At 59.3% G+C, this 12,764-nt stretch carries 9 protein-coding genes; 2 read left to right on the top strand and 7 right to left on the bottom strand.

Going from position 1 to position 12,764, the window contains the following annotated elements:
- Positions 1-270: 270 nt before the first annotated feature.
- Together HQL56_12945 and HQL56_12950 are read left to right on the top strand one after the other, a co-directional pair.
- Positions 271-1,590, top strand: coding sequence for a hypothetical protein (locus HQL56_12945; GenBank protein ID MBF0310426.1), 1,320 nt, complete (start codon positions 271-273; stop codon positions 1,588-1,590).
- Positions 1,591-1,603: 13 nt separating this feature from the next.
- Positions 1,604-2,380, top strand: a complete 777-nt coding sequence (locus HQL56_12950) for a response regulator (protein MBF0310427.1) — start codon at positions 1,604-1,606, stop codon at positions 2,378-2,380.
- A gap of 75 nt (positions 2,381-2,455) precedes the next feature.
- Here the strand turns inward: HQL56_12950 and HQL56_12955 are convergent, their stop codons facing one another.
- The 7 genes from HQL56_12955 to HQL56_12985 all read right to left on the bottom strand — a co-directional run.
- Positions 2,456-3,331, bottom strand: a complete 876-nt coding sequence (locus HQL56_12955; protein ID MBF0310428.1) for a diguanylate cyclase — start codon at positions 3,329-3,331, stop codon at positions 2,456-2,458.
- Positions 3,324-3,929, bottom strand: coding sequence for a response regulator (locus tag HQL56_12960; GenBank protein MBF0310429.1), 606 nt, complete (start codon positions 3,927-3,929; stop codon positions 3,324-3,326). Before HQL56_12960 ends, HQL56_12955 begins: the two co-directional genes overlap by 8 nt.
- Positions 3,930-4,323: 394 nt before the next feature.
- Positions 4,324-6,267 carry a PAS domain S-box protein gene (locus HQL56_12965; GenBank protein ID MBF0310430.1) on the bottom strand — a complete coding sequence of 648 codons (1,944 nt, stop codon included), beginning with the start codon at positions 6,265-6,267 and terminating at the stop codon, positions 4,324-4,326.
- Between the two features lie 299 nt (positions 6,268-6,566).
- A complete protein-coding gene (locus tag HQL56_12970) occupies positions 6,567-6,941 on the bottom strand; it encodes a PilZ domain-containing protein (protein MBF0310431.1) in 375 nt (124 codons plus the stop codon).
- Between the two features lie 197 nt (positions 6,942-7,138).
- Positions 7,139-8,977, bottom strand: a complete 1,839-nt coding sequence (locus tag HQL56_12975) for an SUMF1/EgtB/PvdO family nonheme iron enzyme (GenBank protein MBF0310432.1) — start codon at positions 8,975-8,977, stop codon at positions 7,139-7,141.
- Between the two features lie 2 nt (positions 8,978-8,979).
- Entirely contained in the window at positions 8,980-11,355 is a 2,376-nt protein-coding gene (locus HQL56_12980; protein ID MBF0310433.1) for a TolC family outer membrane protein, read from the bottom strand.
- A gap of 174 nt (positions 11,356-11,529) precedes the next feature.
- Positions 11,530-12,764, bottom strand: a 1,235-nt coding sequence (locus HQL56_12985; GenBank protein ID MBF0310434.1) for a hypothetical protein, incomplete at its 5' end; no start/stop codon positions are given.

Below are 12,764 nucleotides of genomic sequence, written 5' to 3' on the forward strand. Positions count from 1 at the left end.
CGACCCCATGGGGTCCAGGGGGTACCCCTGGGACTTTTCCTTTCGCCGTTGACTTCGTCATATTGCGCTGCACGGGATCCTGAATAGTTACTAAGACGGAACCATCCTTGTAGTGTTTACCGAAACCCTCCGAAAATCACCCCCCTGCAACTTTCGATTCAGGTTGTTGAAGCCGAAATGGTCGGACAGGCCGTTTCGGGATGCGGAACGGGCGAATATTTGCTATTCTTGGTCTCAAACAGGGTGCCATTTTCCAGGAGCGGACCTTTCATGACCGACATGCCAGCCGGAACCGGCAAGAAGCTGATGGTCTTCAAAAAAAAGACCCCCTCTCAGGAGGTGGAATTCCCCTCCTCCGGCCCGCCGTGGAAGATCCTCGTTATCGATGACGACCGGCAGGTGCATCTTCTGACGGAAGAGATTCTGCGGGATTTCATCTTTGAAGGGCGGTCGTTGAAGCTGGCATCGGGCTATTCGGGGCGGGATGCCCAGGCCTTGTTGAAAAATCATCCGGATGCCGCCCTCGTTCTGCTGGATGTGGTCATGGAGACCAGCCATGCCGGGCTGGAAGTGGTGCGATTCATCCGGGAAGAGCTTGGCAATCAGAAACTGCGCATCCTGCTGCGCACCGGCCAGGCGGGTCAGTTCCCCGAAGACAAGATCTTCGAGGAATACGACATCAACAACTTCCTGGAAAAGACCGACCTGACCAGCCGCCGGCTGAAAACGGCCATCAAAGTGGCGCTGCGCTCTTACCGGGACATGTGCGAACTCGATGAGGCCCGGCAGCGGGAAACCGAATTGCGCCGCTCGGCGGAAGCCGCCAGCCAGGCAAAAAGCAACTTTCTGCACATGATGAGTCATGAGCTGCGCACGCCACTGCAGGGCACCAAAGGTCCTTTCGAGGAGTTCAAAAGCCAGTTTCACCTCTTCACCGGCATGAAGAAGCTCAAATCCCTGATCGACGCATTGGACGACCCTGGCCGGAAGAGCGCTTTTCTGGCGGCCATGACCGAGGTTCGGGAGGAGGTGGCCGATATCGCCGGCCAGGGGCTCAAGTCGGTGGAACACCTGCTGGCGCTGATCGAAGACGTACTCGACTTCGCCCGCATCGAAGCCGGCAAGCTGAGTCTGCACCTCGATCCTCAAATCGTCGCGCCCTGCATCGAGGAATGCCTGCTCATGGTGCGTCCTTTGGCGGAAAAGAAGGGGCTCTCCCTTCAGACCCGCCTGGACGAAAACCTGGTGGTGCGCGCCGACGGAAGACGCCTCAAACAGATCCTGCTCAATCTGTTGGGCAACGCCATCAAGTTTACCGGTCAGGGCGCCGTTTCCCTGGATGCCGCCCGGGATGGTGCGCTGGTGCGCTTCTGCATAAAAGATACCGGTTGCGGCATTCCAGCCGAAAAGCTGGGGCTTATTTTCGAAGCCTTCGAGCAGGTGGACAACAGCTCGACCCGGCAGGCGGGAGGAACCGGCCTCGGTCTGCCCATCACGGCCAAGCTGGTAAAGATGCAAGGCGGGGCCATTCAGGTGGAGAGTATCCCCGGACAGGGCAGCCGCTTCTGTTTTACCCTCCCTTTGGCTTGAAGGAATCCATCGAATGCCCAAAATCCTGATTGTCGACGACAATGACGAAGAGATCCGTCAACCCCTCAAACGGCAACTCGGGCGTGTCTACGGACCGGATGCCATTCTGGAGGCGGAAAACGGGCGGCAGGCTGTGGAAATGGTGGCGAAGTACCATCCCGATGTGGTCATCCTGGATGTCATGATGCCGGTCATGGATGGCATCGACGCCTGCCGGGCCATTCGCGAAGATTCCGACAACCTGGGACTCTACATCATCATGCTGACCGGTCGCGACGGGGGCATGCCGGAAGGTTTGCACGTCGGCGCCGATGTCTATCTGCGCAAACCCTGTGCTTTCGATGAGCTGTCTGCCGTGGTTGGCCGGGGTTTGGAGGAGGTCGGGCTTTTCAAAGCCAGCATGGAAAAGCAGCGGGAGTTGGAAAACGAGGTCAGCAATCTGAACGACAGTCGCTGGGCTTTTCAGGATATCATCACCTCCCTGTCCACCGGGCTGATCCTCTGCACACCCAACCCCATGGGCCGCATCCGCTACATGAATCCCTCCGCCCTGCAGCTCTCCAATCGTTCTTCGTTGGAACTGCGCAATGCCCCGGTGGGCAGTCTTTTCGAGGAAGCCGATTTCGGGCAACTCCTGGAGGAGATTCTGGCCAACAGCAAACCCCATGACGTACCCAAGACCCTCAAAATGGAACGGGGACGCTCCCTTCCGGTGCTGGTTTCAGGCCGGATGATCTGCGATACCCGAGGCTCGGAGAAGTGGATCATGTTGGAGATAAAAACGCTGTAGCGGTATTCAACTTTTCAGGACGATGGGGCTTCGGTGGGGTTGCCCCGCCGCCGAGACCCGGAGGAACCATCGGTTTCAAGACGCCGGCTCCGCTTCGGAAGGGGCCACCATGATGCGGTTGCGGCCTGCGGCCTTGGCGGCGTAGAGAGCCTTATCCACCCGGTCCACCAGATGCTGCGGATGGCGTGTGGTGGTGGCCACCCCGAAACTTCCGGTCACCTGGCCGACCTCGGGAAAGCGGTGTTCCGCCATGGCGGTGTGCAGCCGCTCGGCGATTTCCAGGGTTTTTTCCGGACTGGCTCCCGGAAGCAGCAGCAGAAACTCCTCGCCACCGAATCGCACGAAGAGATCGCTTTTGCGACTGCATTTTTTCAGCAGCTCCGCCGCCTCCTTGAGTACCAGATCCCCGACCGGATGGCCGTAGGTATCGTTGACCCGCTTGAAATGGTCCAGATCGAAGAGTATCGCCGAGAGGGGGCTGGGATTTCGTTGCAACTTGGCGGCTTCCAAAGTGAAAACCGCGTCGAAGATGCGTCGCAGGAAAAGGCCGGTCAAACCGTCCTGAACCGAATGGAGGCGATTGCGGGTTACGTCCAGCCCTTTTTCGATCTGGGCCACCAGATCGTCGATGTCGTAAGGCTTGCGGAAGTAGACATCCGCCCCGGCACGCAATCCGTCGGCGATGCCGCCGTCCCGACCCGAGAGCAGGATGATGTAACCCAGATTCAACGGATTGCCGCGAAAGGCCCGGCAAAAATCGTAGCCGTCCAGATCGGGCATCATGATGTCGCAAACCACCACGTCAACCGTCTCTTCCTCGGCGAAACGCAATGCGGCGGCGGCGGAGGTCACGGCCTCGACCTTTACAGCGCCGAATGCCCGACCCAACTGCCGTTGCAGAGGCCGCAGAATCTGTTCCTCCTCATCGTCCACCAGCAGAATCTTACCCATCGCTTTCCGTATTCATCTCGTGTGATTCGATGGCCTTGATGGCCGCAGTGAGATTCTGGCCCAGATTGCGCGAGGAGACCAGAATCTCCCGCACGGCCGCTTCGCTGCCGGTGATGCGGTCGGCTGCGGCGTAAATGGTGCGCCCGTTGGCGGAGGCCAGGTTGAGATGTCCCTTGACCGTCTCCAGGGTTTTGCGCAGATGGGCCAGTTCCTGATGCAGGGAAATGCCCACGGCGCGACGGATCTTCTGATCCAGCTCCTGAATATTGAGGGGTTTGGAAAGAAAATCGGTGCCCCGCGCTTTCATGAACTCGACCACCACGTCGGTAGAACCGACTCCGCTCATCATGATCACCGGCATTTCGGGAAATTTTGCTCTTATCTTATGAAACAACTCCATGCCGTCTACAAAGGGCATATTATAATCCGTAATGACCACATCGATCGGCACCTCTTTCAGTTTGGCGAAGGCGCCGGCGGCGTTGACGCTGGTATGCACTTCGTAGCCGAGCCGACCCAGAGCGCGCACCACCGTGGCCAACTCCTCCTCCACCTTGTCGTCGATCATCAGGATGCGCCCTTCCCTCTTCTCCTCCATGGTCCCTCCTTGTGGCGGTTAGGCTGTCGGGGATTGTTGCAAGGCATGCGCCAATCACTTTTGATATCAGGGCTCCTCTGAAAGACGAACCCGGACACCCCCCGGACCGGCCTGGTTCAGGGCGTCTTCGACCATCGCAAGGTTCGACTCCCCGTGGCATCCGCCCCGAGAGCGGAGCCCTATTGCCTGCCGTTGTGCCGCATCCGGGATCTGTTCCGGGGGATGCCCGGCCTGGCAGGCGAACCGGAGAGCGACGCATCTTCTTCTCGATATCGGCGACCACCCGAATCCAGGACCATGACTCTCCTCCTGCCCCGGAAAAGGGTCGCCACGATGGCCCGCATGAGCAAAATCAGCCTATCACCACTCAACCGGTGAGGCAAACATCCGTGCCTCAACGCTGCAGCGGAATCTCGATTTCGACGCACATGCCGCAACCGGGAGCGCTTTGACAGGTGATCGTACCCCCAAGAGTCTGAGTGACCAGATTGTAGACGATGTGCATACCCAGTCCGCTGCCGCCCAGATCCCGGCGGGTCGTATAAAACGGTTCGAAGATGCGGCGACGGGTCTCCTCCTCCATGCCCCTGCCATCGTCGCAGTAGGAAAAGCGCAATCGCTCCCTTTCAGCCTTGAACTCCATGATGATGCCGCCCTCTTCACCCGGTTCGAAGGCATGAATGCGGGAGTTGTTGATCAGATTGATCACGATTTGAGACAAGGCCCCCGGATGGCTGCGGATCTCCAGATCATTGGAACAGATCACCATAATCCCAAGCCGGGTATTGCGCAGTTCGTGATGCAGAGTCAAAACAGCCGATTCGACATATTCCCGCACTTTGAAGGCACGCAACTTCTCGCTGGACTGATCCACGGCCACCGATTTGAAGCTGTGCACCAGTTCGGCAGCCCGTTCAAGATTGCGGCGTATCAACTTCGACAAACGTCTCACCTTGTCGATGTGGTTGTACAGCTCCTCTTCCGAAATCCCCTCATTTTCCACCAGAGTGCTGAAGGCAAGGTTGCTCTCTTCCAGCTCGGAAGCCGCCGTCACCCCGATGCCAACCGGGGTATTGATCTCATGGGCCACTCCGGCCACCATATTGCCCAAACCCGCCATCTTTTCCGATTGAACCAGCTCGGAATAGAGCCGCTTCTCCTCGGTCATGTCGACCACCATGCCCACGAAAGAGGGTCTCCCCTCCATCATCAAGGGGTTTACCGCCAGCCGGATGGGAAAGACGCTGCCATCCTTGCGGTTCGCCTGAGCTTCGTAGGCCGTGCCGCCCGAAGCGAGGGCATCACCCGACTCCGAAGCATGGTTCCCATCCCCTGATTGGGCTGCTTTCAAGCCGATGGGGATCAGTTTTCTGACCTTGTGACCGACGACCTCTTCCCTTCTGTAGCTGAATAGGGCCTCCGCAGCGGAGTTGAATATCTGAATGGTGTCGTTTTCGTCGGTAACGACAATACCGAACGGGGCGCTTTCGATAATGATGCGCTCTACCTGGAGCAGCTCGTTGCGCAGGGATTTTTCCCGGGATATATCGGCAATCATGGCTACAAAGAAGCTCTGCCCGCGGATGACCATCCGGTTCACCACCAGCCGGACCGGGAGCAGACTCCCATCCTTGCGCAGGGCTTCGATTTCAAAAGGTGGCATCCCCGGAATCTGGCTCTCCCCGGTCTTCTGCAGACGTTGAAAAGCCTCGCTGTGGAGCTGTTTCCAGGGGGGTGGCACCAGGTCCTGCACATTCCGCCCGATGATTTCCGCACCCTGGTAGCCAAAAAGGGCTTCGGCTTCCTTGTTGAACATGCCGATAAGACCCTTTGTATCCGCCACGACCACGCCACAAGGCGCCGTTTCGATGATCAGACGGGCCAGTTCCGCCCCCTGGAGAACAGAATCTTCCTCGGCGAAACGTTTCAGGGCTTCGGCAAGGATACCGGCTGTACTCTCCAAAAAGTGGCGACACTCCGGGTCCTGGTGAGCGTCGTTTTTCAGAAACAGAACCAGCATGCCCGCCAACTGGCCGTCCAGGTAAATCGGCACGTTGCCACGCCCGTCATCGAGTCGGGGGCAGCGTTCGGGGATGACTTCTTTCATGTTGCGTTGCGCAACCCGAACCATCTCCTCCGTGTGCCTGTCCACGCGGAAGGCGACCCCTTTATCCCTCACTCCCAGAAAAGCCACTTGAGGCAACAACTCCAGCGTTCCTTCCAGAAGCGACTCCGGAGAGCGTGCTTTCATGGCCATCTCGTGACAGGCGATCAGAACCTTTTGAACATCCTTCTCCCTGCGCAGCCGTTCGACGCGGGCCATCAGGTCAGTCGACATCGTTGACCTCCAAACGCAAGAGTCGTAAAGCCCGCAAGGGAAGCCGGTTCCGCAACCGATCCCTTCCCAAAAGCGATACAGATAGATAATGGTTTATTTAGAAGCCGGGCTTGCCTGAAAAATTTTACAAAATTATGACACGTCAAGCCGGCAAAACGGCATGATGTAACGAAACCGTTACAAAGCGATTTTATCCTATACCAACGAAACGGCAAAACGACAGAACAAAATCAGCGTTGGGGAAGAGATGGAGAGGTGCGGAAAAACGGTGAGACGGAATCGGCCAAGGCCCTGGGGATTCAGCAATCCTGGGAGTGACCATCCTCTTGCGAGAGAGCGGAGCGGCCCGATTGAACCAAGTCATCCAGGGAACTGCGAAGAACCGGATCGGCGTTGAGAAATTCAATCCCGGCGCCCTGCCCATTCATCCAAACCAGGCGGCAGGGAATCTCAAGGGTATAGGTCATTTCCGGAAAGGAATTTCCCGGCTGAAAAAAGAGCTTCAACAACCCTTTCTGGCCAGAAAAACGCTGATCCAAAATGGGGATATCGAGACGAAGACCGCCCGAGCTGATATCCGCCACGGGTACGTTCACCAAAAAGCCGAACGGGCAATACAAGGCCGATTTGACGGACAGGGTTACCCGTAGATGTTCACGACGCTCGTTGTTCATGTTGTGACATCCACCACGACAACTCATTCCCAACAAACCCGGCGTCGGAGTGGTCACTCGGCACATCATCCGGCCCGACATGGCTATTATTTGCCCGAATATTCCGTATCGCAATAGAGAAATCGCGCTATTGCAAAATAATCTTGTATTATTGCGATACCGATATCGTATCCATTAAGAATCGCCTTACAACCCGATCAGATCACCAGGCGAAAGCCGATATCCGAATAGAGGCTGTCGGTGCGATTACGCCCCCGATACGAGCAGCGCAGATAGGCCGGATCAAAACTCCAGGAGCCGCCACGACGCACCCGGTAATCGGGTTCGCCAACACAGAGCGGATTGCGTCGGGAAGCCTCCTTTTGGCCATAAAAGTCTTCCACATAGCGGTCCGCACACCACTCCCAGACGTTGCCGTGCATGTCATGCAGGCCGAAAGGATTCGGTGCGAACTGCCCGACCGGAGTGGTGCCCCGGCGAAAGGCCCCCACAACACCGGATCCATAGACCGAGCGACCGTCATAATTGGCTTGATCGGTGGAAATCGTCTCGCCGCAGGAGAAGGCGCCGCCTTTTCCGCCCCGACAGGCATATTCCCACTGGGCCTCCGAGGGTAGCGCAACCGGAAGCCCGGTACGACGGGCCATCCAGGCGGCATATCGACCGGCATCGAACCAGGTGAGACAGACCACCGGGTGATCATCCTCCTGGGGGAAACCCGGTTCCTTCCAACTGACACCGCGGCGTTCGCCCCAGCCCTCGTCGTTCAGGGAAAAACCGAAGCCCTCCTGTTCGGCATCGGTTTCGTGCAGGGTCTCTTCGGTGAAACAACGGAACTGGCCGCGAGTCACCGGATAGCGTCCGATCCAATAGCCGTCCAGGCTCACTTTGTGGCGCGGCAACTCCCGGGCGAAGAAGCGTTGGTACTTCTCCTCCCCGAACTGCTCTTTCAGCAGCCGGGCCTCCTCTTCCGACTGCCCCATCTCGAAGCTGCCACCCGGAACGAAGACGAATTCCATGCCGGTGGTCGGCTCCTGCCAGAGTTTTTCCCCCGAATATCCGGGCAGGCAGGTTTTTTTGAGAGGCATTTTGGCCGGACGCCCGATGACGGGGCGTGCGGCCTCCGCCTTCACGATGGCGGCATGCACTGCGTGGAAATCGACATAACGGTCTGTTCGTTTTTCCGCCAAACAGCGTTCGACAACCGGTCGAAAGGCTTCGGAACCGGCTGGTCCTTTCCAGTCCGGGCCGCCGTTATCCCGCAACAAACGGTAGAAAGGCGTTTCACGACCGTAGGCGCCGAAGGGATACCGCCCCTCCAGGAGATAGAAGGCGATCAGCCCGAAGCTGTAGACCATGGAGGTCTCGTCGATTTGCCGCATCTGCCGGCGATGATATTCCGGCGGCAAATAGTCGGTGGTGGTCTCGGCCTGAGTGGTGGAAGCCCCGCCGGGACGTTGCAGACCTCCCAGATCGACCCAGCCCATGGGCAGAGGCTTCAGGCAAAACTCCCGCAGCAGGATATTGTCCATCTTCAAATCGGTGATGACAAAACCGGTTTCGGCATGCAATCGCCACAGCAGCTCGGAAGCGTTGCGCAGGAGGGTGAAGCGTCGCACCGGGGTCCAGGTATTGGTGGCGCGAAGGTGTTTCAGGTAGGTGCGCAAGGTCCAGGGCCAGTAATCCATGCAGATGATACCCCAGGTGGCCACCGGAGACTCGGGATCCTCCTCATCGCAGTTGTAGAAGTCGCGAATCTGCACAAATACCGGATGGTCCAGTTCGTGGCGATGGCGCATCAGCCTCTGCCAGTCCCAACCCACGGTCCGGTCGCGCCGCTCCTCGGGGCTTAAACCTTCCGGAAGCCGGTAGGAGATGGGGGTGAATTTGACGGCGGTCTGCTTCCAGCCGTCATCGGCCAGATAGACGATGCCGAAGCTCCCCGAGCCCAACAACCGTTCCAGTTTGGCCACAGGCAGAAAGCGGGAGAGCAACTCTCCCGCCTTGGCCCGGGGCATCAGCTTATCGAGGTCCATGGTTACTTTGGAGCGGCATCGGACGTGAGGGAGAAACAGTTCCAGAAGGTGGTGCCGCGCATGCCGTCACAGCCGCGCCAGTTGGGATTGGGAATCCATCCGGCGGTAATGCCCGAAGCGCGGGTCACCATGTTTTTGGCCTGCAGGGCCTGCCCCAGACGGGCAAACGGCCCGATGACCAGGCGGCGCATATTGTTGCCGTCGGGAGCGCGAATCTCCTCGATGCGCACCGGAAAGCCTTCACCCTTCAGGGTCAGCAGGGCGGTACGCATTTCGGTGGCCGTCTGGAACGAGCCGACCTGAACCAGATAGGCCCCATCCTGTACGGGAGGGAAACCTTCCGGAGGGCCTTTGGCGGCGACGATTTCCGTTTCGGCAGGCGGTGGAGCGACATTCGGGGCCTCTCCGTTGGTCGCCAGACCCCGTTCCATCAACCGTGAAACCGCCGCGCTGGTGGAGAAGCCGTCGCCGCCCTCTTCCCCGGCGTTGCGGCCACCACCCAGTTTTTCCAGGGATGGCACCAGCGAGTCCTCTTCCCCCTGGGAAGCCACCTGTTCCGGCAGGGCCTCCGTCGGCCCCGTCCACTGAGGGTTGCGCAGCCAGCCGGTAGCCAGCCCGGTTTGAAAACGAATGTAGTCCCGAGCTTTAATGGTGGCGTCGAAATCGGCGAAAGGCCCCACCACCAGCCGGGTCATGGGCAGGCCTTCCCGATTTTTGAAGGGCTGGCGTCGCGTAACGATGCCGCGATCCGCCAACTGGCGTTCCACCCTCATCAGGGTTTCGGTATCCACATAGGTGCCGGCGCGAACCAGGTAAGGCCCCTGCTCCACCACCGGCAGGACCGGCGTCGTCGCCCCTTCGACGGGTTGCGACGCTTTGGGAGGTGGCGGCAAGCGTTCGTCCCCCGGAACGGGCGTCCGCATCTCCTCGATACGCGGGGCCTGCAGATTCACCCCGACGGTATAGGGCTGATCATGCGAGCGGGCATACTCTTCGGCGCGCGCCTCGGGTGGTTTATCCCGAGGGCCCTTGTCCAGACGATCCGGGGTCAACGGCCAACCCAGCGCATTCCAAAGGCGCACCCGCGCCACCTGATTCTGATAACGCTGCCGCACCAGATTGGTCTGGATGGTCAATACCTCGTTCTGGGCATCCAACAGGTCCAGAAGGGTGCGCGTCCCCACCAGAAACTCCTCTTCCATGCCGGACAAAGCCTTGCCGGAAGACTCCAGAGCCATTTCCAGGGCCGCGACCCCGGTTTCGGTGGTTTCCATCTCCGCCTTCGCCTGCCGGGCCTCCCGCATGGCCTGATTGCGCAACGAGTCGAGATTGGCCAGACTCAGTTCCCAGCCCGCCTCCGCCTGCCGGGTGCGCGAAACCGTGGCCCCGCCGGCATACAAGGGCACATCCAACATCAACATCACGCTGTGGTTATCCACCGTGTCCTTGAGCGAATTGCCGGAGGTTCCCCCCAATTCCGAATCCCAGGTCCGTCCCGCCGTATAGGCCAGCCGCATGCTGGGCAGATGGGCCGCGCGTTGCACGCCCACACCTTCCCGTGATTCGATGATCCGTTCCTGTGCGGCACGAATCTCCGGACGCTCTTCGATCCACTCCGGCAGTTTTTCCTCGAAGACGACCGTCTTATCCCAAACCAGCTCCGGCAATTTCAAATCGGGAGTGGGATCCTCACCCACCAATTCCCGATAGGTGGCGGTGGTCTGATCCAGGGTGTTGCGTGCCACGGCAATGGTCGCCTTGGCCTGGGCATTGCGCGAGCTGGCCTCTTCAACGTCCGTCGCCGTCGATTCACCGGCTTTGAAGCGCAGTTTGGCCACCTGAACATGGCGTTCGGTAATCTTCTGATAGTTTTCCCCCAGGGCCAGCACCTCACGGGACTGCAGCCAGTTGCCGGCAGCCGTTGCCACCTGCAGGACCAGATTCTGCCGCGCCGTTTCCACATCGGCTTCCGAGGCCAGAATGTGATGTTCGCTTTGGGTATGCCCCTTCCAGTTGGACACGTTGATCAGGGACTGATTGACCTGCAGTTCCACCCGGGTGGGATCCGACTCGGCTTTGGTTCCGAGGTTCTTGTAGTGCGTGCCCTGATCCAGATCCTTGGAGGCCTGCACGTTCACCGTCGGCAACATCTTCGACAGGGCCAGGGGTTTGGACTCCCGTGCCGATTTGAGGTCGGCCAAGGCCCTGTGGATGGTGGGGTTGCGCGAGATGGCCGTATCCACCGCCGTCCAGAAGGGTCGGTTGGAAGCCTGAAGCGCCGCTGACTGACAAAATACCGCCATGGCGCACCAGCCTGATAGCAGCGCCAGTAGTGATCTTCCCCCCATACGGCTTGGAAAGGCCCGTTTCATCGTCATGGTCATTCATCCTGTGCCGCAATTCCGGGGTCCACACCTGGCGAGCCCCCGTTCCTCCACCTCCTGTTTGCAATAATCACACCATTCAATGCTTCACAAAACCGCCGGTTCCCGGACAAAAAAAAGGCCCGGATCGCTCCGGGCCTTTTGTTGCTCAGGTTAATGTTCGAACCACTACCACTCGATGCGGTCGATATTCTGGAAGGTGATCTGGGTATTGTCGTCCTCGAAAACAATCTTGCCCGAGGCGTCGTTCAGATCGATTGCGCCGTGAGCATCCGTATCGCTCACTTGCTGACCATCCACAATCAGAGTCCAGTCCCCACCGTGGCCGGGACCACCGTCCACGGCATCGGAGAGGTCGATCACATCCGTCCACTTGCTGCCCTGGCCACCATCGACCACGGCGCTGCCATGGTTGTCGCCGAAGATGAAGGTGTCGTTGCCCGCATCCCCGATGAGAACGTCCTGCCCACCCTGACCATCCAGGGTGTCATTTCCGGCTTTGCCGGCCAGTTTGTCATCACCATCGGTTCCGATGAGAAGATCGTTGCCCTTGGTGCCCTCTTTGTCGATGCCCGGTTCCGGCTCGGAGTCATGCCCGGACTGGCCATGCTTCGACCCCTCTCCATCATTGACCGGCGGTTCGCCGGGGGGCTGAGGATCGGTACCGTTACCGATGCCGTTGTTGCCATGCTCCTCTTTGGAGTCATGATCGTCATGACCCGGAGCGGCCGTTCCCGGTTTGGAGTGACCCTTGTCGGGTTGTTCCGTCGCAGGCGGTTCCGTGGTCGGCGGTTCGTTCTCCCCATGTTTGGAGTGATCGTCTTTTCCGTCGTGATCCCAACCGCTCGGCTTGGAACCACCATCACCCTGGTTCGGTTGACATTCTCCCGATCCGGAATCAGCCGGCTTGGAGGGAGCCTCCGTCACCGCTGGCTCGTCATGCTTTCCGTCGGAGCCACCCTTGCCGGAATGACCCGGTTCGGAGCCTTTTTCACCGAGCTGGCCCGATGTGGAATCACCGGACTGACTCGGCGGTTCCGTGGTCGGCGGTTCCGTGGTCGGCGGTTCCGTCGTTAACGGTTCCGTTACGGGTTCGGTCACGGCCGGACCCGATCGACCCGGCTTCGACTGCCCGGGCTTCGACTGTCCAGGCCCGGAAGCGCCCGGTCCGGAACAACCCGGCTTGGAACCGCCACCGGTCGGATGGTCATCACCCGGATCGGTACCTCCCGGAGGCTTGGTGCCTGAAGAAGGTGCGGTATGCCCGCCGGATCCCGCCGGTTTGGAAGGCTCTTCCGTCGGCGCCGGTTCGGACTTGGCCGGTTCAGACTGAGCCGGTTCAGACTTGGCCGGTTCAGACTTCGCGGGCTCGGACTTGGCCGGTTCAGACTTGGCCGGTTCAG

This window comes from Magnetococcales bacterium (assembly GCA_015231925.1).
Lineage (GTDB): Bacteria > Pseudomonadota > Magnetococcia > Magnetococcales > JADGAQ01 > JADGAQ01.

Excerpts from the sequence above, each read along its gene's own strand:
- HQL56_12945 (MBF0310426.1), top strand. The coding sequence starts at position 271 with ATGACCGACATGCCAGCCGGAACCGGCAAGAAGCTGATGGTCTTCAAA.
- HQL56_12950 (MBF0310427.1), top strand. The coding sequence starts at position 1,604 with ATGCCCAAAATCCTGATTGTCGACGACAATGACGAAGAGATCCGTCAA.
- HQL56_12955 (MBF0310428.1), bottom strand. The coding sequence starts at position 3,331 with ATGGGTAAGATTCTGCTGGTGGACGATGAGGAGGAACAGATTCTGCGG.
- HQL56_12960 (MBF0310429.1), bottom strand. The coding sequence starts at position 3,929 with ATGGAGGAGAAGAGGGAAGGGCGCATCCTGATGATCGACGACAAGGTG.
- HQL56_12965 (MBF0310430.1), bottom strand. The coding sequence starts at position 6,267 with ATGTCGACTGACCTGATGGCCCGCGTCGAACGGCTGCGCAGGGAGAAG.
- HQL56_12970 (MBF0310431.1), bottom strand. The coding sequence starts at position 6,941 with ATGAACAACGAGCGTCGTGAACATCTACGGGTAACCCTGTCCGTCAAA.
- HQL56_12975 (MBF0310432.1), bottom strand. The coding sequence starts at position 8,977 with ATGGACCTCGATAAGCTGATGCCCCGGGCCAAGGCGGGAGAGTTGCTC.
- HQL56_12980 (MBF0310433.1), bottom strand. The coding sequence starts at position 11,355 with ATGACGATGAAACGGGCCTTTCCAAGCCGTATGGGGGGAAGATCACTA.